This is a genomic window from Photobacterium sp. Hal280 (assembly GCF_037162255.1).
In the GTDB taxonomy this organism is placed as follows: domain Bacteria; phylum Pseudomonadota; class Gammaproteobacteria; order Enterobacterales; family Vibrionaceae; genus Photobacterium.
On sequence record NZ_JARLUO010000005.1, the window covers coordinates 25,607 to 52,489 of the forward strand.

Annotated in this window: 26 protein-coding genes and 1 pseudogene; 2 read left to right on the forward strand and 25 right to left on the reverse strand. The window is 54.0% G+C overall.

What is annotated here, in order from left to right; translation table 11 throughout:
* The first annotated feature begins 50 nt into the window (after positions 1-50).
* Both ilvD and ilvA read left to right on the forward strand, forming a co-directional pair.
* Positions 51-1,892 carry a dihydroxy-acid dehydratase gene (ilvD, locus tag P4S53_RS09145; protein WP_337112451.1) on the forward strand — a complete coding sequence of 614 codons (1,842 nt, stop codon included), beginning with the start codon at positions 51-53 and terminating at the stop codon, positions 1,890-1,892.
* Between the two features lie 5 nt (positions 1,893-1,897).
* On the forward strand, positions 1,898-3,451 hold the full coding sequence (gene ilvA / locus P4S53_RS09150) for a threonine ammonia-lyase, biosynthetic (protein ID WP_337112452.1): 1,554 nt from the start codon (positions 1,898-1,900) through the stop codon (positions 3,449-3,451).
* 110 nt (positions 3,452-3,561) lie between these two features.
* Here the strand turns inward: ilvA and P4S53_RS09155 are convergent, their stop codons facing one another.
* The 25 genes and pseudogenes from P4S53_RS09155 to P4S53_RS09275 form a co-directional block, all read right to left on the reverse strand.
* Positions 3,562-3,942 carry a helix-turn-helix transcriptional regulator gene (locus P4S53_RS09155; RefSeq protein WP_120513863.1) on the reverse strand — a complete coding sequence of 127 codons (381 nt, stop codon included), beginning with the start codon at positions 3,940-3,942 and terminating at the stop codon, positions 3,562-3,564.
* 286 nt (positions 3,943-4,228) lie between these two features.
* Entirely contained in the window at positions 4,229-6,061 is a 1,833-nt protein-coding gene (gene glmS, locus P4S53_RS09160) for a glutamine--fructose-6-phosphate transaminase (isomerizing) (protein ID WP_337112453.1), read from the reverse strand.
* 20 nt (positions 6,062-6,081) lie between these two features.
* On the reverse strand, positions 6,082-6,861 hold the full coding sequence (locus tag P4S53_RS09165; protein WP_337112454.1) for a DeoR/GlpR family DNA-binding transcription regulator: 780 nt from the start codon (positions 6,859-6,861) through the stop codon (positions 6,082-6,084).
* A 167-nt stretch (positions 6,862-7,028) separates the two neighbouring features.
* Positions 7,029-8,390 (reverse strand): bifunctional UDP-N-acetylglucosamine diphosphorylase/glucosamine-1-phosphate N-acetyltransferase GlmU, encoded by a 1,362-nt coding sequence (gene glmU / locus P4S53_RS09170; protein WP_337112455.1) that lies wholly within the window; start codon positions 8,388-8,390, stop codon positions 7,029-7,031.
* A gap of 222 nt (positions 8,391-8,612) precedes the next feature.
* Positions 8,613-9,035 (reverse strand): F0F1 ATP synthase subunit epsilon, encoded by a 423-nt coding sequence (locus P4S53_RS09175; protein ID WP_027251729.1) that lies wholly within the window; start codon positions 9,033-9,035, stop codon positions 8,613-8,615.
* Positions 9,036-9,052: 17 nt separating this feature from the next.
* The gene (gene atpD, locus P4S53_RS09180) at positions 9,053-10,459 is read right to left on the reverse strand and encodes a F0F1 ATP synthase subunit beta (RefSeq protein WP_337112456.1); all 1,407 of its coding nucleotides are present in this window, start codon (positions 10,457-10,459) and stop codon (positions 9,053-9,055) included.
* Positions 10,460-10,491: 32 nt separating this feature from the next.
* Positions 10,492-11,358 (reverse strand): F0F1 ATP synthase subunit gamma, encoded by an 867-nt coding sequence (gene atpG, locus P4S53_RS09185; RefSeq protein ID WP_027251731.1) that lies wholly within the window; start codon positions 11,356-11,358, stop codon positions 10,492-10,494.
* A 44-nt stretch (positions 11,359-11,402) separates the two neighbouring features.
* On the reverse strand, positions 11,403-12,944 hold the full coding sequence (atpA, locus tag P4S53_RS09190; RefSeq protein ID WP_027251732.1) for a F0F1 ATP synthase subunit alpha: 1,542 nt from the start codon (positions 12,942-12,944) through the stop codon (positions 11,403-11,405).
* A gap of 16 nt (positions 12,945-12,960) precedes the next feature.
* Positions 12,961-13,494, reverse strand: a complete 534-nt coding sequence (gene atpH, locus P4S53_RS09195) for a F0F1 ATP synthase subunit delta (RefSeq protein WP_027251733.1) — start codon at positions 13,492-13,494, stop codon at positions 12,961-12,963.
* Positions 13,495-13,511: 17 nt separating this feature from the next.
* Positions 13,512-13,982: a F0F1 ATP synthase subunit B gene (atpF, locus tag P4S53_RS09200; protein ID WP_027251734.1), complete on the reverse strand. Its 471-nt coding sequence runs from the start codon at positions 13,980-13,982 to the stop codon at positions 13,512-13,514.
* Positions 13,983-14,031: 49 nt separating this feature from the next.
* Entirely contained in the window at positions 14,032-14,289 is a 258-nt protein-coding gene (gene atpE, locus P4S53_RS09205; protein WP_005302247.1) for a F0F1 ATP synthase subunit C, read from the reverse strand.
* A 65-nt stretch (positions 14,290-14,354) separates the two neighbouring features.
* Entirely contained in the window at positions 14,355-15,161 is an 807-nt protein-coding gene (gene atpB / locus P4S53_RS09210; protein ID WP_337112457.1) for a F0F1 ATP synthase subunit A, read from the reverse strand.
* A gap of 8 nt (positions 15,162-15,169) precedes the next feature.
* Complete coding sequence (locus P4S53_RS09215) at positions 15,170-15,559, reverse strand: F0F1 ATP synthase subunit I (RefSeq protein WP_027251736.1); 390 nt, start codon at positions 15,557-15,559, stop codon at positions 15,170-15,172.
* Positions 15,560-15,736: 177 nt separating this feature from the next.
* Positions 15,737-16,633 carry a ParB/RepB/Spo0J family partition protein gene (locus P4S53_RS09220; protein ID WP_337112458.1) on the reverse strand — a complete coding sequence of 299 codons (897 nt, stop codon included), beginning with the start codon at positions 16,631-16,633 and terminating at the stop codon, positions 15,737-15,739.
* A gap of 12 nt (positions 16,634-16,645) precedes the next feature.
* Complete coding sequence (locus P4S53_RS09225; protein WP_027251738.1) at positions 16,646-17,440, reverse strand: ParA family protein; 795 nt, start codon at positions 17,438-17,440, stop codon at positions 16,646-16,648.
* A gap of 17 nt (positions 17,441-17,457) precedes the next feature.
* Positions 17,458-18,081: a 16S rRNA (guanine(527)-N(7))-methyltransferase RsmG gene (rsmG, locus tag P4S53_RS09230; RefSeq protein WP_337112459.1), complete on the reverse strand. Its 624-nt coding sequence runs from the start codon at positions 18,079-18,081 to the stop codon at positions 17,458-17,460.
* A complete protein-coding gene (gene mnmG, locus P4S53_RS09235; protein WP_337112460.1) occupies positions 18,078-19,982 on the reverse strand; it encodes a tRNA uridine-5-carboxymethylaminomethyl(34) synthesis enzyme MnmG in 1,905 nt (634 codons plus the stop codon). Before mnmG ends, rsmG begins: the two co-directional genes overlap by 4 nt.
* 430 nt (positions 19,983-20,412) lie before the next feature.
* Positions 20,413-20,853, reverse strand: coding sequence for an FMN-binding protein MioC (gene mioC, locus P4S53_RS09240; RefSeq protein ID WP_337112462.1), 441 nt, complete (start codon positions 20,851-20,853; stop codon positions 20,413-20,415).
* Between the two features lie 431 nt (positions 20,854-21,284).
* Positions 21,285-22,651 (reverse strand): annotated as a pseudogene (mnmE, locus tag P4S53_RS09245) (tRNA uridine-5-carboxymethylaminomethyl(34) synthesis GTPase MnmE).
* Between the two features lie 129 nt (positions 22,652-22,780).
* Entirely contained in the window at positions 22,781-24,400 is a 1,620-nt protein-coding gene (gene yidC, locus P4S53_RS09250; protein WP_337112463.1) for a membrane protein insertase YidC, read from the reverse strand.
* Positions 24,401-24,402: 2 nt separating this feature from the next.
* Entirely contained in the window at positions 24,403-24,660 is a 258-nt protein-coding gene (yidD, locus tag P4S53_RS09255) for a membrane protein insertion efficiency factor YidD (protein WP_081669217.1), read from the reverse strand.
* A complete protein-coding gene (rnpA, locus tag P4S53_RS09260) occupies positions 24,627-24,983 on the reverse strand; it encodes a ribonuclease P protein component (protein ID WP_027251744.1) in 357 nt (118 codons plus the stop codon). Before rnpA ends, yidD begins: the two co-directional genes overlap by 34 nt.
* Positions 24,984-24,997: 14 nt before the next feature.
* Positions 24,998-25,132, reverse strand: a complete 135-nt coding sequence (rpmH, locus tag P4S53_RS09265; protein ID WP_081669218.1) for a 50S ribosomal protein L34 — start codon at positions 25,130-25,132, stop codon at positions 24,998-25,000.
* Between the two features lie 236 nt (positions 25,133-25,368).
* On the reverse strand, positions 25,369-26,106 hold the full coding sequence (locus P4S53_RS09270) for an amino acid ABC transporter ATP-binding protein (RefSeq protein WP_337112464.1): 738 nt from the start codon (positions 26,104-26,106) through the stop codon (positions 25,369-25,371).
* Positions 26,103-26,774, reverse strand: a complete 672-nt coding sequence (locus P4S53_RS09275; RefSeq protein WP_337112465.1) for an amino acid ABC transporter permease — start codon at positions 26,772-26,774, stop codon at positions 26,103-26,105. The genes P4S53_RS09270 and P4S53_RS09275 overlap by 4 nt, the downstream gene beginning before the upstream one ends.
* Positions 26,775-26,883: the final 109 nt, after the last annotated feature.

A 26,883-nucleotide genomic window follows, 5' to 3' on the forward strand; every position in this document is an offset into this window, starting at 1 on the left:
TGTCCCCGCTGGTGTCAGACGGCACCGGCGGCCAAAAGGAATTTCACGTTATGCCTAAGTACCGTTCAGCCACCACCACCCACGGCCGTAATATGGCGGGTGCCCGCGCCCTGTGGCGTGCCACCGGCGTCAAAGATGAAGATTTTGGCAAACCTATCATCGCCGTCGTCAACTCCTTCACCCAGTTCGTACCAGGCCATGTTCACCTGAAAGATCTGGGCCAGCTGGTTGCCGCTGAAATCGAGAAAGCCGGTGGGATTGCCAAAGAATTCAACACCATTGCCGTTGATGACGGGATTGCCATGGGCCACGGCGGCATGCTGTATTCCCTGCCGTCGCGCGAGCTGATTGCCGACTCGGTCGAATACATGGTCAATGCCCACTGTGCCGACGCCATGGTCTGTATCTCCAACTGCGATAAGATCACCCCGGGGATGCTGATGGCGTCCATGCGCCTCAATATTCCGGTGATCTTCGTCTCCGGCGGCCCGATGGAAGCCGGGAAGACCAAACTGTCCGATCAGATCCTGAAACTGGATCTGGTCGATGCCATGATCCAGGGCGCCGATCCGAAAGTCTCTGACGAGCAAAGCGAGCAGATCGAGCGCTCAGCCTGCCCGACTTGCGGATCCTGCTCAGGCATGTTCACCGCCAACTCGATGAACTGCCTGACCGAAGCCCTGGGTCTGAGCCAGCCGGGCAACGGCTCCTGCCTGGCCACCCATGCCGATCGGAAAGCGCTGTTCATCACAGCCGGTCAGCGCATTGTCGGTCTGACCAAGCGTTACTATGAGCAGGACGACGACAGCGTGCTGCCGCGCAATATCGCCAGCAAGAAAGCCTTCGAAAATGCCATGGCACTGGATATTGCCATGGGCGGCTCCACCAATACCGTACTCCACCTGCTGGCGGCGGCGCAGGAAGGCGAGATCGACTTCACCATGGAAGACATCGACCGCATGTCCCGCCGGGTGCCGCATCTGTGTAAAGTGGCGCCGTCAACGCAGAAATACCACATGGAAGATGTTCACCGCGCCGGGGGCGTGTACGGCATTCTGGGTGAACTGGACCGTGCCGGCCTGCTGCACTCAGACGTTCCCAACGTGCTGGGCATGACGCTGTCAGAAGCCCTGGCCCAGTACGACATCAAACAAACCGACTCTGAAGCGGTGGCCACCTTCTTCCGCGCCGGTCCGGCCGGAATCCGGACCACCCAGGCTTTCTCACAGGACTGCCGCTGGGACACCCTGGATGACGATCGCGAGAACGGCTGTATCCGCAGCAAAGCACACGCTTTCAGCCAGGACGGCGGCTTGGCTGTGCTGTCGGGCAACATGGCGGTTGACGGCTGTATCGTGAAAACCGCGGGCGTTGATGAAAGCTGCCTGACCTTCAAAGGCCCGGCCGTGGTGTTCGAGAGCCAGGAAACCGCGGTTGAAGGTATTTTAGGCGGCAAGGTCAAAGCCGGTGATGTGGTGGTGATTCGTTATGAAGGCCCGAAAGGCGGCCCGGGCATGCAGGAAATGCTGTATCCGACCACTTATCTCAAGTCGATGGGACTGGGTAAAGAATGCGCCCTGATCACCGACGGCCGTTTCTCCGGCGGCACCAGCGGCCTGTCGATTGGCCACGTATCACCGGAAGCGGCCAATGGCGGCACCATCGGCCTGATTGAAGACGGCGATCTGATCACCATCGACATCCCGAACCGCGGCATCGAGCTGAATGTGGACGACGCCACCCTGGCACAGCGCCGTGCCGCTGCCGATCAGCGCGGCTGGAAACCGGTCGATCGTCAGCGCAGCGTCTCCTTTGCTCTGCGTGCCTACGCCAACCTGGCGACCAGTGCCGATAAAGGCGCAGTCCGCGACAAATCCAAACTGGAAGGGTAAGTATGATGAGTGAGGTGACACAGGCCAGGGCTGCTGAGTTTCTCAGCGGCGCTGACTATTTAAGGGAAACCCTGCGGGCCCCGGTATACGAGGTGGCGCTGGTCACGCCGCTGCAGGACATGGAAAGGTTATCCAAGCGTTTGGGGAACCGTATCCAGATCAAGCGCGAAGACCGCCAGCCAGTGCACTCATTCAAACTTCGTGGCGCTTACAACATGATGTCTCAGCTGACCGCAGCACAACGCCAGGCCGGTGTGATTGCCGCATCCGCGGGCAATCATGCGCAGGGTCTGGCATTGTCAGCCCGCCAGCTGGACGTCAAAGCCGTGATTGTGATGCCGCGCACCACTCCGGATATCAAGGTGGAAGCGGTCAAAAGCTTCGGCGGCGAAGTGGTGCTGCATGGCAGCAATTTTGATGAAGCCAAAACCTACGCCATTGAACTGGCTGAGAAGCACCAATTCACCTTTATTCCGCCGTTCGACCACCCGGCAGTAATTGCCGGGCAGGGCACCATCGGCATTGAGCTGGTGCAGCAAAACGGCCACCTCGATTATGTTTTTGTGCCCGTCGGTGGCGGCGGCCTGGCCGCCGGGGTGTCGGTGCTGCTCAAACAGCTGATGCCGGAAATCAAGATCATTGGTGTCGAAGCCGAGGATTCCGCCTGTCTGCGGGCCGCGCTGGATGCCGGTGAGCCGGTCACCCTGGATCAGGTAGGCCAGTTTGCCGACGGGGTGGCGGTAAAACGGATCGGCGACGAGACCTTCCGGCTGTGCCAGCAGTATCTTGATGATGTGATTACGGTCAGCAGTGACGAGATCTGCGCCGCCGTCAAAGACATTTTTGAAGATACCCGCGCCATTGCCGAGCCGTCAGGGGCACTGTCGCTGGCCGGTCTGAAGAAATACAGCGAGCAGCATCAGTTGAAAGACCAGCAGCTGGCATCGATCTTGTCGGGCGCCAACCTGAACTTCCACGGCTTGCGCTATGTGTCTGAGCGTTGCGAACTGGGTGAAAAACGCGAAGGCCTGCTGGCCGTCACTGTGCCGGAACGGCCGGGTGCGTTTCTTGATTTCTGCCACCTGCTGGGCGGCAGGGCCGTCACTGAGTTCAACTACCGCTACAACGACGATACCCTGGCCAATGTGTTTGTCGGCGTCCGTTTGCTGCAGGGGCAGGAAGAGCTGGAAAGCATCATTACCGATCTGCGCAAGGGCGGTTATCCTGTGGTGGATCTGTCGGATGATGAGATGGCCAAGGTGCACGTGCGCTATATGATTGGCGGCCGCCCGTCCAAGCCACTGCAAGAGCGTCTGTACAGCTTTGAGTTTCCGGAATACCCGGGGGCGCTGCTGAAATTCCTGACCACATTGGGCACTCACTGGAACATCAGCCTGTTCAATTACCGTAACCACGGTGCCGACTACGGCCGGGTGTTATGCGGATTTGAACTTGAAGATCATGATCTGTTGTCCTTCACCAGCCATCTGCGGGAACTGGGTTACCAGTGGAAAGACGAGACTGGCAATCCGGCCTATCAGTTTTTCCTTGCCCAGTAATCGAAGACGTCAATCAGCCGGTCAGCTACCGGCCGGAAAGACACAGCCCCGTATATAACGGGGCTGTTTTCTTTCACCTGTATCCCTTTTCATTTCCCTTTCTCACCCCGTCAGGATTTATCTTTCTGGGTCAGCGCCCGGGTATATTCCGCCATGAAACCGGCCAGATTGATACTCTGCTGCAAAATCACATTCCGGGCCGAGTGGGGCAGGCGGCTGAAATACTGGAGCAAGCGGTCAATTTCTTCTTTATATTCGCTTTCCAGAATTTCTAATCCTTCATCCCCGTACACGAACCAGGTCAGCGGTCGCTCGGTGATTTCTGAAATCGCCGACAACAAACGTACTTTCGGTTCGGTTTTACCGGTTTCCAGGTCCAGATAAGTTTGCCGGGCAACCCCCAGTTGCTGGGCCATGTGTACCTGAGTCAGGCCTTTCCACTCTCGCGCTTCCTTGATCCGCGAGGCGATTGTCGCTTTAGGATCTGTCATCAATACCTCCACCACTGCAATATGTTCCGACCAAACAGGTCAGCATAAAATCAGCCAACTCAGGTGTTTTTATTTTTATAGGATAATCAAACAGTTAAAGAAGAAGACGTTTTAGGATTGCAAAGCGCAACGCAAAACAGGAAGAATTCAACCAAAGCATCTGATTTCGCAAACAAAAAACGTCACTTCTGTACTAAATCATAGACGCTGGGCGTTGGGGCGAAGGGCAAAACGAACAAAGGCGCCACAATTGACGCCTTTATCTCAGGGCTAAGACAGCTGGGTCTTATTCCACGGTCACCGACTTGGCGAGGTTGCGCGGCTGGTCGACATCCGTGCCTTTGATCAGCGCGACATAGTACGACAGCAACTGCAGCGGCAGGGTGTAGAGGATCGGCGCAATGAACTCGTCGCAGTGCGGCACGTTCAGTACTGTCATGGTGTCGTCGCTGGCGAAGTGGGCATTCACATCGGCAAACACATACATCAGGCCGCCACGGGCACGCACTTCCTCAACATTCGACTTGAGTTTTTCCAGCAGCTCGTTGTTCGGCGCCACCACAATCACAGGCATGTCGGCATCAATCAGGGCCAGCGGGCCGTGTTTCAGCTCACCGGCGGCATAGGCTTCGGCGTGGATGTAGGAGATCTCTTTGAGCTTGAGCGCACCTTCCATCGCAATCGGCGACTGCTCACCGCGACCCAGGAACAGGGCATGGTGCTTGTCGGCAAAATCTTCGGCCAGCGCTTCAATGTCGTCAGCCATGGCCAGCGTCTGCTCAATTTTGGCCGGCAGGCTTTGCAGTGCCGCCACCAGCTTGGCTTCCAGCGCATCATCGATGGTTTTACCGCGGCCAATCGCCGCCACCAGCATCAGCAAACCGGCCAGCTGCACGGTGAAGGCTTTGGTAGATGCCACACCGATCTCCGCACCGGCTTTCATCATATAGGCCAGATCAGATTCACGCACCAGCGATGAGCCCGGCACGTTGCAGATGGTCAGGCTGGCCATGTAACCCATTTCTTTCGCCAGACGCAGCGCTGCCAGAGTATCGGCGGTTTCACCTGACTGGGACAGGGTGACCAGCAAACTGTTCTCATACACGTGGGATTTGCGGTAACGGAACTCGGAGGCAATCTCGACGTTGCAGGAGACGCCCGCCCACTGCTCCAGCCAGTAACGCGCCACCAGACCGGCGTGATAACTGGTGCCGCAGGCAATGATCTGTACGTGTTTCACATTCTGCAGCAGGGCTTCGGCGTTATCGCCAAAGGCGGATGCCAGCACCTTACCGTTTGCCAGCCGGCCTGCCATAGTGCGCTGCAGCGCCACCGGCTGTTCGTAGATTTCTTTCAGCATGTAATGGCGGTACTGACCTTTGTCACCGGCATCGTGCGACACTTCCGATTCTTTGATCTCACGCTCAACCGGTTCACCCTGCTTATCGAAGATGTTCACTTCAAAACGGGTCACTTCGGCAACATCCCCTTCTTCCAGGAACGCAAAACGGCGGGTCACCGGCAGCAGGGCCAGCTGGTCAGAAGCAACAAAATGCTCATCAACGCCATAGCCGATCACCAGCGGGCTGCCGGAGCGGGCCACCACAATCCGGCTCGGATCGCGGCTGTCCATCACCACAGTGCCATAGGCACCTTCGAGCTGAGACACAGTCTTTTGCACCGCTTGCAGCAGGTTGTCGGCGCTGCGCAGTTCCCAGTCCACCAGGTGAGCAATCACTTCGGTATCTGTCTGCGACACGAAGGTATAGCCGCGCTCGGTGAGCACAGTGCGCAGCGATTCGTGATTTTCGATGATGCCGTTATGGACAATCGCGATGTGCTCGCCGGACACATGCGGGTGCGCATTGACTTCGGAAGGTTCACCGTGCGTGGCCCAGCGCGTATGGGCGATACCGGTGCCGCCCGACAACGGGTTGGCGGCCACGGCGTCGGCCAGTTCCTGCACCTTACCCAAACGACGAACACGTTGCAGGGCATTGTCGCTGCCGACTACAGCCACACCGGCAGAGTCATACCCCCGGTATTCCAGCCGGCGCAAGCCTTCAATCAGAATGCCAGCCACATCGCGTTGGGCAACCGCCCCGACGATTCCACACATAGAAAATACTCCTGAAAAATTTAGATGGATGCTTTGACGGCGGCGCAGATCACCTGCACCCCTTGCTGTTCGATTTCTGCCCTGGCAGCCGGATCCAGACCTTCATCGGTGATCAGGGTGCTGATGCTGTGCCACGGCAATTCAAGATTCGGAATTTTGCGGCCGATTTTGCTCGATTCGACCATGACCACCACTTCACGGGAGACTTCGGCCATCACCCGGCTCAGGCCGATCAGTTCGTTGAAAGTGGTGGTCCCGCGCGTGATATCAATGCCGTCGGCACCGATAAACAGCTGATCAAAATCATAGGAGCGCAGGACAGACTCGGCGACCTGGCCCTGAAACGCCTCGGAATGCGGATCCCAGGTGCCGCCCGTCATCAGCAGGGTCGGCTCGTTTTCCAGCTCATTGAGGGCATTGGCGACATTGAGTGAGTTGGTCATCACGATCAGGCCCTGCTTGTCACCGAGCAGGCCAATCAGTGCGGCCGTGGTACTGCCGCTGTCGATAATAATGCGGTTATGATCGCGGATACGGGCTGCAGCAGCCTGGGCGATCGCTTGCTTTCGAATCGAAACTTCCGGTTCATGACCCGCCGCCACAATCTCTGAGGGCATGGCAATCGCGCCGCCATAGCGGCGCAGCAGCAGGCCGGCTTTCTCCAAGGCAGCAAGATCTTTACGAATCGTCACTTCGGAAGTGGCAAATTGCTGAGCCAGCGCATCGACACTGACCTCGCCCTGTTCATTAACCAGAGCGACGATGGCGTGGCGTCTCTGCTGAGTGTTTCGTTTCGACATGTAAGTTTTACTTGTGATTTAAGTTTCGAACTGAAACCAAATATAGCAAAACAAAAGAAGTAAGATCAAGAAAATACCAAGATGACAGGCCAGAAGGTGTGCGGCAAGCTGAGTTTACGACAAAAAAAGCAGCGCCTGAGCGCTGCCTGTCTGTTAACCATACCGGATTATTTTTGCTTTTCCGGACGCTTCCAGCCTTTGATTGTCCGAGCCGGCGCGCGAGTAATCACTAACTCACCATCACCCACATCGCGGTTGATGGTTGCCCCAGCCCCGATCGTGGCACCCTTACCGATTTTCACCGGGGCGATCAGCTGCGTGTCTGAACCGACAAAGACATCGTCTTCGATTTCAGTCCGGAACTTATTGGCACCGTCATAATTACAGGTGATGGTGCCTGCGCCAATATTGACCCGATCACCGATTTGCGCATCACCGAGGTACGTCAGGTGGCTGGCCTTAGAGCCTTTGCCGAGGCGGGATTGCTTCATTTCGACGAAATTACCGACGTGGGAATCCCCCACCAGCTCAGCGCCCGGACGCAGGCGGGTAAACGGCCCCACCGTACAGTCTTCCCCGACCGTCGCGCCTTCGATAATGCTGTAAGGACGCACCAGGGTGTTATCATCGATTTCGCAGTCAATCAGCACCGAACCCGCCCCGATCACCACATTGTCACCCAGGGTGACATGACCTTCGATGATGACATTGACATCAATTTCGACATCCTGGCCGCATTGCAGGGTACCGCGCAAATCAAAACGGGCCGGGTCACGCAGCATCACGCCTTGTACCAGCAAACGCTCAGCCTGAAGAGACTGGTAAGCCCGCTCCAGACGCGCCAGTTGCAGGCGGTTGTTCACGCCTTCCACTTCAACCGCTAAGGCCGGGTGGACCGCCTGGATATGACGGCCTTCCGCATGAGCCATGGCAATCACGTCAGTGAGATAATATTCACCCTGCGCATTGTCGTTTTTCAGCTGGCTCAGCCAGCGCTTGAGATCACCGCCATTGGCGACCATGACCCCTGTGTTGATTTCACGAATGTGCTGTTGGGCTTGCGTGGCATCTTTTTGCTCCACAATAGCCACAACGGCATCATTTTCACGCACGATACGGCCATAACCAGTCGGATCATCCAGTACCACAGTCAGCAGACCAATACCACCTTCTGGCTGGGCCTGGAGTAAGTTCTCCAGCGTTTCGCCACTGATCAGGGGCACATCGCCATAGAGAATCAGGACCTGCTCATCATCCCCAAAATCACCCGATGCCTGATTCACGGCATGGCCGGTGCCCAGCTGCTCAGCCTGAAGTACCCAGTTTACGGATTCTTCCGCCAGACGCGCCTGCATCAGATCGCCGCCATGGCCATACACCAGATGAATATTCGCGGCCCCCAAATCACTGCAGGTATCGATTACGTGTTTTACCATCGGCTTACCTGCCAGCGTATGAAGAACTTTCGGCAGAGCAGAATACATGCGGGTACCTTTACCCGCGGCCAGGATCACAGCGCTGAAGCTCATGAATCAGTGTCCCTTCTTGTCAATGTGGTAGATATCTGGATGCATTGTATCGGCTCGCTGCGTCCGATATAAGTCTTTGTCGATCATTATTGACACAGCAGACACAGACAAACCGCGGCTTTGTGAACTCAGCCAAGACATTTCACCGCCAGTCGGGCGCCATTCCGCCGCCCTCAGGCAAAAAAAGCGACCCTGAGGCCGCTTTTTTGCACAGATACCTGATTAACGCTTACGCCTGGTCAGCTCGATCACTCGAAGCTGGGCGATTGCTTTCGCCAGGTCACTGGCCGCTTGGGCGAAGTCGATGTCGCCATGCTGATTGTGGATACGCTCCTCAGCCTGACGTTTCGCTTCTTCAGCCTTGGCTGCGTCCAGATCAACACCACGGATTGCCGTATCAGCCAGGACAGTCACTGCACCAGGCTGCACTTCCAGCATACCGCCGGAGAGGTAAATGACTTCCTCGCCACCGTGTTGTTTCACGATCCGAACCATTCCTGGCGTGATAGCGGTCAGCAGCGGGGTGTGGCCTGCGTGAATACCCAGTTCACCTTCGCTACCGGTCACCTGGATATTTTCAGCACGACCAGAGAAAAGACTCTTTTCTGCGCTTACTACGTCCAGATGGAAAGTTATCGCTGCCATATCGCCTCCTGTTCAGCTTACAGCTTCTTCGCGTTTTCCAGTGCGTCTTCGATCGCGCCGCAGTACATGAATGCCTGCTCTGGAATATCATCGTATTCGCCAGCCAGCAGGCCTTTGAAGCTGCGCAGGGTATCTTTCAGAGGAACATAGATACCAGGGTCGCCAGTGAAGACCTGTGCTACGTGGTAAGGCTGAGTAAGGAAACGCTCAATCTTACGTGCGCGGGCAACAGTTTGCTTGTCGTCTTCAGACAGCTCGTCCATACCCAGGATTGCGATGATGTCTTTCAGCTCTTTATAACGCTGCAGGGTGCTTTGGACACCACGTGCAATGTCATAGTGCTCCTGACCAACCACCAGCGGATCCAGCATACGCGATGTAGAATCCAGTGGGTCGATCGCTGGGTACAGACCCAGAGAAGCGATCTGACGAGACAGTACAACGGTCGCATCCAGGTGGGCGAACGTGGTCGCTGGTGATGGGTCAGTCAAGTCATCCGCAGGAACGTAAACGGCCTGAACAGAAGTGATAGAACCCGTCTTCGTCGAGGTGATACGCTCCTGAAGAACACCCATCTCTTCTGCCAGCGTCGGCTGGTAACCTACCGCAGATGGCATACGACCCAGCAGTGCTGATACTTCAGTACCGGCCAGGGTATAACGATAGATGTTATCGATGAACAGCAGTACATCACGGCCTTCATCACGGAACTTCTCAGCCATGGTCAGGCCAGTCAGTGCAACGCGCAGACGGTTACCCGGTGGCTCGTTCATCTGACCGTAAACCATTGCTACTTTTGATTCTGCTGGATTTTCCAGGTTTACAACCCCGGCTTCCTGCATCTCGTAGTAGAAATCGTTACCTTCACGGGTACGCTCACCCACACCGGCAAATACCGACAGACCTGAGTGTTTCAGGGCGATGTTGTTGATAAGTTCCATCATGTTGACGGTCTTACCTACACCCGCACCACCGAACAGGCCGATTTTACCACCCTTAGCGAATGGGCAAACCAGGTCGATAACTTTTACGCCGGTTTCCAGCAGTTCAACCGCGTTAGACTGCTCTTCATAGCTTGGTGCTGCACGGTGAATCGCGTAACGCTCTTCTTCACCGATAGCACCGCATTCGTCAATAGGCTGACCCAGAACGTTCATGATACGTCCCAGAGTCGCTGTACCTACCGGTACTTCAATTGGTCGGCCTGTATTTTCAACAGTCAGACCACGACGCATACCATCAGAACTACCCATGGCGATACCACGAACTACGCCGCCACCCAGCTGCTGCTGAACTTCCAGTACAAGCGTACCTTTTTCTTTGGCATCAACGTGTAGGGCATCATATACCTGTGGTACAGAGTCCTGTGGAAACTCTACGTCGACTACCGCACCGATGATCTGTACGATCTTACCTGTAGCCATCGTTAATCCTCTAAACTTATTAATTCTTTGCCTTAAACAGCGGATGCACCGGAAACGATTTCCGACAGCTCTTGTGTAATCGCAGCCTGACGGGCTTTGTTGTACACAAGTTGCAGTTCGTCAATCAGATCACCTGCGTTATCCGTTGCCGCTTTCATCGCAACCATTCGGGCCGCTTGCTCACAGGCAAGGTTTTCGACCACACCCTGATAGACCTGAGATTCGACATAGCGAACCAGCAAGGTATCCAGCAGAGGTTTAGGCTCAGGCTCATAAATGTAGTCCCAAGCATGGCTGCGTTTCATTTCTTCGTCTTCTGACTTAGGCAAAGGCAGCAATTGATCGATCACTGGCTGTTGAACCATGGTGTTGACAAACTTGTTGTACACCAGATACAAACGGTCCAGCTGGCCCTCATCATATTTCTTCAGCATCACACCTACGGTACCGATCAGCTCATCAACAGAAGGCTTATCGCCCAGACCTGTTACCTGAGCCGCAACACGGCCGCCGTAGTTGTTAAAGAAAGCTGTCGCTTTAGCACCAATCAGCGCCAGTTCAACCTCAGCTCCCTGATCTGACCATGACTTCATCCCTGCGATGGCTTGTTTGAACAAGTTCACGTTCAAACCGCCACACAGACCACGGTCAGTTGAAACAATGATGTAACCTACGCGCTTGGCCTCACGCTCCTCTAAATAAGGATGCTTATATTCGAGGCTACCAAGGGCGATATGACCGATCACTTTGCGCATTGTTTGTGCGTATGGACGTGATGATTCCATAGCGTCTTGCGATTTACGCATTTTAGACGCAGCAACCATCTCCATCGCTTTAGTGATCTTCTGAGTGTTTTTCACACTACCGATCTTGTTACGTATCTCTTTTGCGCCGGCCATCGTTACTCTCCTTGAGCTGGTGATCGCATGCGATCACCAACCAATTACCAAGTCTGGGTCGCTTTGAAATCTTCAACCAGTTTCACGAACTGGGCTTCAATTTCATTGTTCCACGCACCCGTTTCATCAATTTGAGCTACCAGCTCAGCAAATTGACTCTTGGCGTAAGACAGTAACGCAGCTTCGAAATCTGCCAGCTTAGTCAGCTCAACATCTTTCAGGTAACCTTTCTCAGCAGAGAAAATCACCAGCGCCTGCTCGAAGACAGACATTGGCGAGTACTGCTTCTGCTTCATCAGCTCAGTTACTTTCTGACCGTGGTCCAGCTGACGCTTAGTCGCGTCGTCCAGATCAGAGGAGAACTGAGCAAAGGCTGCCAGTTCACGGTACTGAGCCAGTGCAGTACGGATACCACCAGACAGTTTCTTGATGATCTTGGTCTGAGCAGCACCACCTACACGCGATACAGAGATACCTGGGTCAACCGCTGGACGAATACCAGAGTTGAACAGTTCTGTTTGCAGGAAGATCTGACCATCGGTGATCGAAATTACGTTAGTCGGTACGAACGCAGAGACGTCACCCGCCTGAGTTTCGATGATTGGCAGAGCAGTCAAAGAACCCGTCTTACCTTTCACTTCACCGTTCGTGAACTTTTCTACATACTCTTCGCTGACACGAGCAGCACGCTCCAACAGACGGGAGTGGAGGTAGAAAACGTCACCAGGGAAAGCTTCACGGCCTGGTGGACGACGCAGCAGCAGAGAGATCTGACGGTAAGCAACAGCCTGCTTAGACAGGTCATCGTATACGATCAGGGCATCTTCACCGCGGTCACGGAAGTATTCACCCATGGCACAACCAGAGTATGGTGCCAGGTATTGCAGTGCTGCTGCTTCAGAAGCAGACGCCACAACAACGATAGTGTTCTTCAGTGCACCGTGCTCTTCCAGTTTACGTACCACGTTGGCGATAGTGGACGCTTTCTGGCCGATAGCGACATAGATAGAGTAAATACCAGAGTTTTTCTGGTTGATGATGGCATCGATCGCCAGGGCTGTTTTACCAATCTGACGGTCACCGATGATCAGCTCACGCTGGCCACGGCCGATTGGAATCATTGAGTCAACCGCCTTGTAACCAGTCTGAACAGGCTGGTCAACAGATTTACGGTCGATTACACCCGGTGCGATTACTTCTACCGGAGAGAAAGTATCGGTCTCAATCGGACCTTTACCATCAATCGGCTCACCCAGAGTGTTCACCACACGACCCAGCAGGGCAGGGCCAACAGGCACTTCCAGGATACGACCGGTTGCGGTCACTTTCATGCCTTCCTGAAGGCTGGCATATGGACCCATGACAACAGCACCGACCGAGTCACGCTCAAGGTTCAGTGCCAGTGCGTACAGGCCGCCTGGAAGTTCAATCATTTCGCCTTGCATGACATCTGCAAGGCCGTGGATACGAATGATACCGTCGCTTACAGAAACGATGGTGCCTTCGTTACGCGCTTCACTGGCAACATTGAAATTTTCAATCCGTTGCTTGATCAGTGCGCTAATTTCCGTGGAATTAAGTTGCATGCTCCAATTCCCCAAATCAAGACTGCAAAGTATCGTTCAGACGGGCAAGTTTGCCTCGTACTGACTGATCGATGACTAAGTCTCCGGCTCTAATTACAACCCCGGCAATCAGGGTCTCGTCTACACTGCAGTTCAGCTTAACCTTGCGCGCCAGACGCTGTTCCAGCTTACTGATGATTGCACTCATTTGACCTTCGTCCAGGGTGACCGCAGAGATCACACTGGCTTCGATGGTTTTTTCCAGTTCATCTTTCAAGAACAGGAACTGAGTACAGACTTCAGGAAGAATTTTCAGGCGTCCGTTTTCGGCCATGACCTTAATCAGGTTCTGGCCGGCGTCGTTGAGTTGCTCGCCGCACACTGACAGAAAGATTTCCGTCAGCTTGTCTGCCGCAAAACCACCATCCAGTACATCCAGAATGGTGTCGTTTTTCGCGACTTCCGAAGCAAAGGTGAGCATTTCTGACCACTGGGCCAGCTCACCTTTCTCAACCGCATAATCAAAGGCTGCTTTAGCGTAGGGGCGTGCGATAGTAGTCATTTCCGACATGGTGCTTGCCCCTTCTATTACAGTTCTGCAGTGACTTTGTTAAGAACATCAGCATGAGCGTCTTTATCGATAGTACGCCCAATGATTTTCTCAGCACCAATCACAGCCAGAGTTGCAACTTGTTTTCTTAGGTCATCGCGCGCGCGATTCCGTTCTGCATCAATTTCAGCACGACCTTGAGTCAGAATTTTTTCACGCTCGGCCGTCGCTTCCGCTTTGGCCTCTTCGATGATTTGAGCTTTACGCTTGTTCGCTTGCTCAATCAGTTCAGTTGCAGTACGTTTTGCTTCTTTCAGTTGATCAGAAGCATTTGCCTGCGCCAGGTTGAGATCTTTGGCAGCGCGATCCGCTGCTGCCAAACCGTCAGCAATTTTTTTCTGACGCTCTTCAATCGCTTCCATAATTGGTGGCCATACATATTTCATGCAGAAGACCACAAACAGGAAAAACGCGATAGCCTGACCCAGTAATGTTGCATTCATATTCACAACGGCATCTCCTTAAACAGGGTAGCTATGGGTCCGTTACGTTCGTGGATTAACCAGCCAGCTGTCCAACGAATGGGTTAGCGAATGTGAATAGCAGAGCGATAACGATACCGATCATTGGAACCGCATCCAGCAGGCCTGCGATGATGAACATCTTAACTTGCAGCATAGGAGCCATTTCAGGTTGGCGAGCAGCGCCTTCAAGGAACTTACCACCCAGCAGGGCGAAACCAATCGCAGTACCCAGGGCAGCAAGACCTACAATGATGCCCACGGCAATTGCAGAAAAGCTTAGTAAAGTTTCCATCACTATCTCCAGTTTATTGTTGTCGGCCTAAATGCCAGTAAATAAAAAATAAAATTGTTTACGTATTAATGATTGTCTTCGTGGGCCTGAGACAGGTACACGATAGTCAGCATCATAAAGACGAAAGATTGAATCGTAATGACCAGGATGTGGAAAATTGCCCACGGAACCGAGCCCAGCCATTGTGCCCACCACGGCATCAGCGCCGCGATAAGAATAAACACCACCTCACCGGCGAACATGTTACCGAACAGACGCATGCCGAGAGAAATAGGCTTCGCCAGCAGCGAAACTACTTCCAGTAGCAGGTTGAACGGAATCATAACCGGGTGATTGAACGGGTGCAGTGCCAGTTCTTTGGCAAAACCGCCCAGGCCTTTGATCTTGATGCTGTAGTAAATCATCAATGCAAAGACACCCAGCGCCATAGCCATGGTGATGTTAACATCAGCAGACGGTACGACCTTCAGATAAGGAATACCTAGCCAATGCTCCGCCGGATACGGAAGAAAGTCGATTGGAACCAGGTCCATGACGTTCATCAGAAAAATCCAGCAGAAAATCGTCAGAGCTAGCGGAGCTATCAGCGCGTTGCGGCCATGAAAGGTTTCTTTAACGCTGTTGTCAACGAATTCCACCATTATTTCCACAAAACACTGAAGCTTACCCGGCACCCCTGAGGTTGCCTTCTTCGCTGCCAGACGGAACAATCCCAGAAAGATCGCACCGGTCAAAACAGAAAAGAAAAGGCTGTCGATGTGTACCGCCCAGAAACTTCCCTCGGCCACCAGACCCAGCTTATCAGTTGATAAGTTGGTCAGGTGGTGAGTGATGTAACTGGAAGGTGTAAGCGCTTCACCTGGCGCAGCCATAACTCATCCTATTTGTTGTTGTTAATGAATAAAACCGGCGCACAGATATTAATACCCAGAGCCAGCAAATAGGTCAGCTTGAGGGGAACAAGTTCCACCTCGACATACAGGTAGACAAGGGAAAACAAGATGACTGTAATGAGGATTTTCAGCACTTCTCCGCCGTAAAATGACGCCATCACCAGACGGGCCTTCGTGGCCCCGCCGAAGAGAAAAGCGCACACAGAAAAAGCGGCGTTAGCTATCACAAAGATGCCGCCACCGATCAGTGCAGAGATTCCCCAGTCAACATTGACAGCAAACACTGCCATGATTGCCGTTGTCAAAACGACGCCAGATTGTAGTAACAACAACCGCTTCGCCAATTGGCGTCCCGGCCTGACTAGCGTCGAAACCATGTATTCATTCCTCGAGTCCGTTCCACTACACATACGTCGTGCTGGGAAAACTGCGAAAATTATACGGTTCATTAGATTGAATGCAATCTAATCACAATAAAAAAACAGTTAGAATTTATAACACATTATCCCGATCACGCAGTGGTCATTTTTACGGCAAAAATAGTAAGAATCCGGTCACACTTCTGAACTTAACATTGCCAAAAGTTGCTGTAACTTCTGGGGCTCGTCAAAATTTATGATTATTTTACCTTTACCGCTTTTGCTTTGGTTAATCGCCACCTGAGTGCCAAATTGCTCACTCAGACGATTTTCCATCGCTTCAACCTTGGGATCGACAGAGACAGGGGCGACCTCAGGGGCAGGGGTGAGCAGTTTTTTCACCAAACGCTCGGTATCCCTGACCGTTAGAGATTTCGCCACGACGGTGTGAGCCGCTTCCAGTTGCTGTTCAGCAACCAGTGACAGCAATGCACGGGCGTGACCCATTTCCAGCTGCCGCTGGGCCAGCAACCGCTTCACCTGTGGCTCCAGCTGGTTTAAACGCAGCAGGTTAGACACAGCAGCACGGGATTTGCCGACCGCTTCGGCAATTTGCTGATGGGTGAGGGAGAATTCATTCTGCAATCGCTCCAGCGCCTGAGCTTCCTCAATGGCATTGAGATCTTCGCGCTGGATGTTTTCAATCAGGGCAATCGCGACGGTGGCACGATCATCCACGTCTTTGACCAGACAGGGAACCTTAGACAGGCCGGCCTGGCGTGACGCCCGCCAGCGACGTTCGCCGGCGATGATTTCATACTGTTGCGGGGCCAGTTGGCGAACCACAATCGGCTGGATCACCCCCTGGGCACGGATAGAATCAGTCAGTTCTGCCAGCGCTTCTGCTGACATATCCTGACGTGGCTGATACTGACCCGGTTGCAGCTGACTGACCGGCAGTTCGCGCAACGCGCCTTCTTCCGGTACCGTTTCTTCCTTGCTGACAGCCTCTGCGGCCTGTTGTCTCTCACGGGCCACCGAACTGGTGGCCAGCAGTGCATCAAGGCCTTTTCCCAGGCCTCGTTTATTCATGGTCATGCTTGCTTACGCCTCTACCTGAGCTGGTTCCCGCGCGGTTTCCTCACGACGAATCATCTCTCCGGCCAGCGCCAGGTAAGCCTTGGCACCGCTGGAGGTCTTATCGTAGTACATGGCCGGGCAGCCATGACTCGGGGCTTCGGCCAGACGCACATTGCGTGGGATCACGGTGCGGTACACCTTATCACCAAAATGCTTCTTCAGTTGCTGGGACACTTCATTCGCCAGCCTGTTGCGCGGATCATACATGGTGCGGAGCAAGCCTTCTATCTTGAGATCGGCATTGACCACGGCTGCCAGCTTGCTGATGGTGTCCATCAGGGCCGTCAGACCTTCCAGGGCGAAATATTCGCACTGCATCGGTACCAGGACAGAATCCGCCGCTGTCATCGCATTGATGGTCAGCAGGTTGAGGGAAGGGGGACAGTCGATAAAAATAAAATCGTACTTATCCCGTACCGGTTCCAGCGCGGTACGTAACCGCACTTCGCGGGCAAACACTTCCATCAGTTTGATTTCGGCAGCAGTCACATCACCGTTGGCGGCCACCAGGTGGTACCCACCGGCATTTTCGGTGATCACGACTTCTGAAAACGGGGTTTCTTCGACCAGAAGCTCATAGGCCGTGGCATCAACCTGATATTTGTCGACACCACTGGCCATGGTGGCATTCCCTTGCGGGTCGAGATCAATCACCAGCACTTTACGCTGGGTGGCAGCCAGTGACGCAGCTAAATTGACACAGGTTGTGGTTTTACCCACACCACCTTTTTGGTTGGCAACAGCGATGACTTTTCCCACGAAACACCCTCGTTCATTCATTCCTTTGCCGTCAAGAGTACTAAATGACGCGCCCCCTCCAAGTCGGGGACATGCAAAGATTTGACCTCACTCACAGAACACCAGCTCGGTAATTCTGTCAGTTCCTCTTCAGTAACCTGGCCTTTGAGCGCCATAAACTGACCTTGCGCAGCAGGCAGATGACGGCACCAGTTAACCATATCAGACATGGACGCAAATGCCCGGCTTAGTACAGCATCAAACCCCTGTTCTGGGATAAAGGCCTCGACCCGGCTTTGCACAGGTGTGACATTGTCAATCTTCAGTTCATGGATCACCTGACGGATAAAACGTATCCGCTTACCCAGACTGTCGAGCAGGGTAAATTGCTTCTCGGGCAGCATGATGGCCAGCGGAATGCCCGGCAGGCCAGGGCCGGTGCCGACATCAATAAACCGCGTTCCCTGCGACAGGTAAGGGCTGACGGCCAGACTGTCCATGATGTGCTTGACCAGCATCTCATTGGGATCCCGGACTGACGTCAGATTATACGCTTTGTTCCATTTGTGCAGCAGGCTAACATAGCCCACCAGTTGCTCAAGTTGCTGTTCTGTGACCTTGAGTTCAGTTTTTGCAATCAGCTGTGCCAGACGCTCTTTCACGCAGCCACCTCCGAGTCGCCTTTTTTCAGCAGGCCGTGTTTTTTCAGGTACACCAGCAGCAGCGAAATGGCCGCCGGGGTTACACCGGAGATACGCGATGCCATGCCAATCGTCGCAGGTTTTGCGTCGTTCAGCTTGGCAATCACTTCATTGGACAGGCCTTTCACTTGCTTGTAATCCAGATCAGCCGGCAGTTTGCTCTGCTCATGACGCAGGGATTTTTCCACCTCTTCTCTTTGGCGGTCGATATAGCCCTGGTATTTAACCTGGATTTCAACCTGCTCGCTGGCTTCGGCATCGGCGCTGGCCGGGCCAAACGGCGCCTGAGCCGTCAGTTGCTCGTAGGTCACTTCCGGGCGGCGCAGCAGATCCTCACCACTGGCTTCACGGGTCAGCGGGGTTTTCAGAATCTCATTGATCGTCACCGCGTGCTCTGAGCCCGGGTGGATCCAGATGTCTTTCAGGCGCTGGCGCTCCTGCTCAATGGCGTTCATTTTTTCATTGAAACGGGACCAGCGTACGTCATCAACCAGACCAAACTGGCGACCCAGTTCGGTCAGACGAATATCGGCGTTGTCTTCACGCAGCAACAGACGATATTCAGCACGCGAGGTGAACATGCGGTACGGCTCTTTGGTACCCATGGTCGACAAATCGTCAATCAGTACACCCAGATAAGCCTGATCGCGGCGCGGGCTCCAGCCTTCTTTGTCCTGTGACTGCAAAGCAGCATTCATGCCCGCCAACAGCCCCTGGGCAGCGGCTTCTTCGTAACCTGTGGTGCCATTGATCTGGCCGGCAAAGAACAGACCGCTGATAAATTTGGTTTCCAGCGTGGGTTTCAAATCACGCGGATCGAAGAAATCGTATTCAATGGCGTAGCCAGGGCGAATAATGCTGGCATTTTCAAAGCCTTTCATTGAACGGACAATTTGCATCTGAACATCAAACGGCAGGCTGGTGGAAATCCCGTTCGGATAGAGTTCGTGCGTCGTCAGGCCTTCCGGCTCAATGAAAATCTGGTGACTGTTCTTGTCGGCAAAGCGCATCACCTTGTCTTCGATCGACGGGCAATAACGTGGACCAATACCTTCAATCACACCGGAATACATCGGGCTGCGATCCAGATTATTGCGGATCACATCATGGGTTTTTTCATTGGTATGGGTAATAAAACACGGGATCTGACGTGGATGATCTGAGTGTTTGCCCAGGAAAGAAAATACCGGGGTCGGATTATCACCATGCTGGGCTTCCAGCTGGCTGAAATCCACCGTGCGGGCATCAATGCGTGGCGGCGTACCGGTTTTCAGACGATCAACACGGAAAGGCAAGGCACGCAAACGATCCGCCAGGGCGATCGACGGAGGATCGCCGGCACGGCCGCCGCTGTAATTTTCCAGCCCGATGTGGATCTTGCCGCCCAGGAAGGTGCCAACGGTTAATACCACGCTACGGGCACGGAATTTCAGACCCATTTCGGTCACCACGCCCACAGCACGATCCTGCTCGACGATCAGATCGTTCACCGCCTGTTGGAACAGCATCAGATTTGGCTGGTTTTCCAACGCTTCACGAACCGCGGCTTTGTAAAGCGCCCGGTCTGCCTGAGCACGGGTTGCACGTACAGCCGGGCCTTTTGATGAATTCAGAGTACGGAATTGAATTCCGCCTTTATCAATGGCTTGCGCCATGATACCACCCAAAGCATCCACTTCTTTTACCAGGTGGCCTTTGCCGATCCCGCCAATCGCCGGGTTACAGGACATCTGGCCCAGGGTATCGATATTATGGGTCAGCAACAGGGTTTTCTGACCCATGCGTGCTGCTGCCAATGCGGCTTCCGTTCCGGCATGACCGCCACCAACTACGATGACATCAAAATTTTCCTGGTAAAACATGAAATTACCTCAGGTGATCAATTAGCCATTCAATTTGCTTGAAGCAAAGGGGGGATATTCTACCTCGTTTCCAGGCAAGAAAGAATCACTCTTGGCGATCAAATGATCAGGCGCTGAGATCCTAAATATATATAAGATCTTTTAAGAAGATCTCTTATTAGATCTACTATTAGGATCGTCCGATCGTGTGGATAAGTGGCTTTTGATCCTAATGATCATGATGTTAGGAAGGATCACTTCTTGTTAGGTGTGTGGGATCTTCGCAAGGACTACCTGGGATCTAAATGGCACTTTATCCACAAGGGGGAAATGATGATCAAGTTGTTCATTGGATAACAAGTGGTTGAACACCGTTTAGATCTATAGTTATACACAGAATAAAAATAAAAAACTGGCGTAATTGGGAGTAATTTTCGCCAGTCGAGATGGTTTAAAGAAGATTTTTCCAGCCGTCCAGCCAGATTTCAGCCGGGTCTTCCGGTACAGGATCCTGAGAAACATCGATGTCGAGCCGTTCACCAAGACGCTGGGCGCCCAAATCGGCCAGCAGTTGATCCAGCTCTTTACCTGCCTGGCAGAACGTGTCGTAACTGCTGTCGCCAATGGCCACCACACCGTATTTCAGCGCGCCGAGGTCGGGCTGCTGATCCTTCAGCTGGTTGACAAAAGGCTGAATATTATCGGGGAATTCGCCTGCACCATGGGTTGAGCAAATCAACAGCCAGATATGGTCTGTATTCAGCTCATCCAGGGCGGCCTGGTTGAGGGTTTCGGTGTCGTGACCGGCGTCGGTGAGCAGTTCGGCCAGGTGATCGGCGACATATTCTGCGCCGCCGAGAGTGCTGCCGGTGATTAGGGTAATGGTCGCCATAGGGGCCTCTTTATATAGACAAATGTCAGAACGGCTGAATTGTACTCTGAGTTGGCGATAAGAAAACCCCTGGAAAAATGTGCCTGTTGTCCGCCTTTTAGCGCCGCTGAGCTGTGACGGGTCAGTGTCAAGTCAGGCATCCGGCTGGGTCGAGAAGGTGGCCGGTGACGGCCAATACCAGCATCGATATGGCATTGTTATTTATTTCAGTCGATTAGCTCAGTTACCAACAGCTAATCCCAAGGATCCTCTGTGCTTGATCATCCTCAAAATGGCAGTTATCAACGGCTTTTGATCGTTGCCGGCCCCCAGGATCTTGTACTCGCAGCACTGGTCACGGTTGCTGAACAGGATCACCGTACTGATCATTGCTGTGAGGTGAAAAAAAGCCCCGCCAGTCTGGCAGGGCTGTGTGATTGGCGGAGTCGGCTTTACTTCCCGATACAGAAAGAGGTAAAGATGCGGCCCAGCAAATCATCGGAGGTAAATTCACCGGTGATTTCGCTCAGATGCTGTTGCGCCAGGCGCAGCTCTTCGGCCAGAATTTCGCCCGCCATATAGCCTTCCAGCTGCGATTTTCCTGTCTCCAGGTGCATGGCGGCACGCTCCAGGGCATCCAGGTGGCGGCGGCGGGCCATGAAGCCACCTTCTGTGGTGCCGGCAAAGCCCATGCAGGCTTTGAGGTGGTCGCGCAGAGCTTCCACGCCGTCACCCGTCCGGGCCGACAGCCGGATCAGGGTCGGCTGGCTGGCATGGCAGATGCCGGTTGTTTCACCGGTCAGCTCCGCTTTGTTGCGGATCACGGTCAGGCCCATAGAATCAGGCAGCCGTTCGATAAAGTCGGGCCAGATCTCTGCCGGGTCCGTGGCATCTGTGGTGGTGGCATCCACCATAAACAGTACGCGGTCCGCCTGCTGGATTTCGTCCCAGGCCCGTTCAATCCCGATACGTTCGACTTCGTCGCTGGCATCGCGCAGGCCGGCGGTGTCGATGATGTGCAGCGGCATGCCATCAATGTGGATGTGCTCGCGCAGCACGTCACGAGTGGTGCCGGCGATGTCGGTGACAATGGCGCTGTCTTTGCCGGACAGGGCATTGAGCAGACTGGATTTACCGGCATTCGGGCGGCCGGCAATCACCACTTTCATCCCTTCGCGCATAATCGCGCCCTGATTGGCTTCGCGGCGCACCGCATTGAGCTCTGCCATGACCTGGTCCAGATCGGCGCTGACCTTGCCGTCACTCAGAAAATCAATTTCTTCTTCCGGGAAATCAATCGCAGCTTCCACATAGATACGCAGGTGGATCAGGGCTTCCACCAGCGCATTGACGCGCTGGGAAAAGGCGCCCTGCAGCGACTGGAAGGCACTCTTGGCGGCTTCTTCACTGCTGGCGTCAATCAGATCGGCAATGGCTTCGGCCTGGGCTAAATCCAGCTTGTCGTTCATGAAGGCGCGTTCGGAAAACTCGCCCGGACGGGCAGGGCGGACCCCTCAATCTGCAGGATGCGTTTGATCAGCATGTCCATCAGCACCGGACCACCGTGGCCCTGCAATTCCAGCACATCTTCACCGGTGAAAGAATTCGGATTCGGGAAATACAGGGCGATACCCTGATCGAGTGCTGTGCCGTCTGCGGCCCTGAAGGGCAGGTATTCGGCGTAACGTGGCTTAAGGCTGCGTCCGGTCACGGCTTCGGCCACCAGGCCGGCCAGCGGACCGGATACGCGGATAATGCCGACTCCGCCACGGCCCGGAGGGGTGGCCTGAGCGACGATAGTGTCCGTTGTCTGAGTCATCATGATAGGTTTCGTCTTTGAGCGTGGGCGCTATTGTAATCAGTGTTGATCAGGATAGCCAACTCTGCGAGCGGGCAACAAAAAGGCGGCCATAAGGCCGCCTTGTCATCTTTCATCTCAGAAGCAGGCTTACGCTTTTTTGCTGTGCAGGCCTTTCTTCTCCAGCTGTTTGAAGATGATGTACTGCTGAATCAGGGTCACGATATTCGAGACCAGCCAGTAGAGTACCAGACCTGCCGGGAAGAACAGGAAGAAACCGGTAAACAGCACAGGCATGAAGGTCATGATCTTCTGCTGCATCGGATCGGTCACTGTGGTCGGGCTCATCTTCTGGATCAGGAACATAGTGACACCCATCAGAATCGGCAGCACGTAGTAAGGGTCCTGAGCAGACAGGTCATGGATCCAGCCGAAGAAAGGAGCGTGACGCAGTTCCACTGACTCCATCAGGGCCCAGTACAGGGCGATGAAGATTGGCATCTGCAGGATTAACGGCAGGCAGCCACCCAGCGGGTTCACTTTCTCTTTCTTGTACATCTCCATCATTTCCTGGCTCATGCGCTGACGGTCGTCGCCGAAGCGCTCACGCATTGCCTGCAGTTTTGGCTGCAGCATGCGCATTTTGGCCATGGAGGTGTATTGGGCTTTGGTCAGCGGGAACATCACACCCCGGACGATAAACGTCAGGATCATGATGGCGATACCCCAGTTACCCACGAAATCATGGATAATCGACAGCAGTTTATGCAGCGGGCTGGCGATGAACCATAACCAGCCGTAATCCGCGGTCAGATTCAGGTTCGTGGCGGTTGCTTCCAGCTTGTCCTGCAGTTTAGGGCCGGACCACAAGGTGGCCGTCAGCGTCTGCTCGGTACCCGGTGCCACAGTGGCGCTAGGCAGGCGGACACCAATATAACCCTGGCCCTGGCTGGTGCGAGAGAACAGGTTACTGGTGTCTTCGGTGCGCGGGATCCACGCCGAGACAAAGTAATGCTGCATCATGGCCGCCCAGCCCTGAGTCATGCTCAGGTTGAGGTTCTTGTCGGCCATGTCATCAAAGCTGTACTTCTTGTATTTCTCGTCGTCAGCCGAGTAAGCACCACCACGATAGGTCGGCATGGTCAGGCTGCCACCGTCATCGAGCAGGGTTTGCTTCAGCTGTGCGTACATCTGTACTGTGGCAGGTGCGTCAGACTGGTTGTTGATGGTGTAAGACACGTCCACCGCGTAACTGTCACGGGTCAGAGTGAAGGTTTTGGTGTACTCAATACCGTCTTTGCTGTAGGTCAGCGGAACAACCAGTTCGTTCTGACCGTCGGCCAGCACAAAGTCAGTGGCTGTTGCGGTCAGTTGCGCGCGGCCGGCGGTCGAGTCGATACCGTTGGCACCGATCAGACCCGACTGGGCGATGTACTGGTGCGCCGGTTCGTTTTTCAGCAGCACGAAGGGGTCGCTCGAATCCAGTTCGTTGTCATAAGCCAGCAGTTTGGCTTCAACAATGTCGCCACCCAGAGTATCAACAGTCAGATCCAGCACATCGGTGCGGATGTGGATCAGCTTGTCGGAACTGCTAGGCCCTGGGATTGTTTGACTCTCGCCACTGTGTGACGGGACATCGCCCTGGGTCGTCGCGCTTTGCGCAGCTGTCTGGTTCTGAGGTTGCGTGCTGGTGTCGGTATTCCACTGTTGAAACAGCAGAAAAGACACGAACAGCAGGGCAATTAACAGAATATTGCGTTGGGAATCCATCGTTAATGTTCTCTGTCGTTATCCTGGGTTGGCGGAACGGGGTCGTAGCCACCATTGTTCAAAGGGTGACATCTTAATAGACGTTTCGCCGTGAACCAACAACCTTTTATTGCCCCATGAGTTTTTAGTGCTTCAATCGCATACTGGGAGCAGGTCGGGGTGAAACGACAACGTGGCCCGATCAGCGGGCTGATTGCCAGTTGGTAAAAGCGGACTAGTCCTACGACTAGCCACGCGAGGGGCGAGACAGGCGATGCCATAGCTTATCAAGCAACTTACACAGATCGGCGTTGCTCATTTCACTGGCACTTTTTTTAGCAATCACCACAAAATCTTTCGCAGGCAGATCATGTTGCTTGAGACGGAAGCGTTCCCGTGCCAGGCGTTTAAATCGATTGCGGCCTACCGCGGTTTTGATTTGTTTTTTAGGGACTGCCAGACCGAGCCGTGGATGGTTCAGGTCATTGTTGCGGGCCAGAATGGTGAAGTGAGGAGAGCCAGCACTGTGAGCTTGCTGGAAGACATGTTTATAATCTTCGGGAGTTAACAGACGTAACTCCCGAGAAAAAGCGTACTTAGTCAAAATAATCGCAATGATTACTTAGACAGACGCTTGCGGCCTTTGGCGCGACGTGCATTGATTACAGCGCGACCGTTCTTAGTTGCCATGCGTGCACGGAAGCCGTGAGTACGCTTGCGCTTTAGAACTGAAGGTTGAAAAGTGCGTTTCATGGTTTTACCTTAAAATTACTGATCAGTTTTAAGTTTTTGTGTTAACCGGTTGCCCGAAGGACCTCTGGAAGGTCTTCAAAAAAACCCATTACGTCCACAAAGAGGCGGAATTGTAATCACTGACCCGCTCGGAGTCAATCTTTACCCCCTGCCTGTGGGTCGGTTTTTATCCTGTTTTTGTCAGGATGCACCCGGGCGCTGAATTATACGTTTTGTTGGGCGGAGTGCAAGGATCCTTACTGGATCCCGACCTGGCGCAGAAATTTTTTCAGCCGCGGATCCTGTGCATGGTTGAAGATCGCCTGCGGAGATCCCTGTTCGACAAACTCACCGTCGGCCATGAAGATCACCCGATCCGCCACTTCCCGGGCAAACTGCATTTCATGGGTTACCACCAGCATAGTCTGGTTACGTGTCGCCAGCATTTTCATCAGGTTCAGCACTTCGCCAACCCATTCCGGGTCCAGCGCGGAGGTCGGCTCATCAAATAACAGCAACTCGGCTTCCAGCGCCATGGCCCGGCCGATACCGACTCGTTGTTGCTGGCCGCCGGACAGGGCTGCCGGGTAGCTGTCGCCTTTGTCACCCAGCCCGATGTCATCGAGAATTTGCTGGGCTTTGTCGTTGGCGGCCTGTTTATTCCAGCCCTTGACCGTGATCAGGCCTTCGGCGATGTTCTGGCGGGCCGTCATATGGGCGAACAGGGCATAATTCTGGAACACGAAGCCGGTTTTGCGCCGAATGGCCAGGATGTCTTTTTTGGTCGCCACCGGGGTTTCAACATGGATGCCGTCAATGGTCAGGTGACCCGTATTGGCTGTTTCGAGAAAATTGATACAGCGCAGCAGGGTGGATTTCCCGGTGCCGGACGGGCCGATAATCACCACGATCTCCCCCTGACTGATCGACAGGTCAATTCCTGAGAAAATTGTATTGTCGCCAAAGCGTTTACTTAAGTTATGCAGCTCGATCATCGTACGTATGCCCTGTTCAGTTTCACTTCTGCCCAGTTTTGCACCCGGGTCAGCACCACCACAATTCCCCAGTAAATCAGGGCAACGGCCAGGAAGGCTTCGAAGAATTTGAAACTGGAAGAGGCTTCCATCTGCGCCTTGGCCATGATCTCGGCGACGCCCAGGGTAAACGCCAGCGAGGTGGATTTGATCATGTCGATAAAATAGTTCATCAGCGACGGCAGGGCGACCCGGGTCGCCTGCGGCAGTATGATGCGGCGCATGGCCTGCATTTCCGTCATCCCGATCGACAGGCTGGCTTCGCGCTGGCTGTGGTCGACCCCGATAATGGCAGCGCGGATGCTTTCCGCCATATAGGCGGCAAAGTGCAGGCTGAGTCCGATCACGGCCGCACTGAAGGCATCCAGGCCGACCAGCGGCGGAAAGATTTGCGGCAAGCCGTAATAGAGCAAAAACAGTTGTACCAGCAAAGGTGTGCCGCGAAAGAAGCTGATATAGATCTGACTGAGCTGATCCAGTACGGGTAACCGATAGACCCGAACCAAGGCCAGGGTGACAGAGATCACCAGCGCAAAAACCAGTCCCCATACCGCCATGCCCATGGTTGTGCCCAGGTATTTGAGCAAAATAGGCATGAGCGACAGCATGTATTCAAAATCGAAGCCCATATGGATGCGTGTTCCGTGGAGTATTGATAACGAAAGTGACAAGACCCACCGAAAGGTGAGTCTTGATATTACGTATTAGTATAAGGATGGTGACCTGAAATGGCAGGAT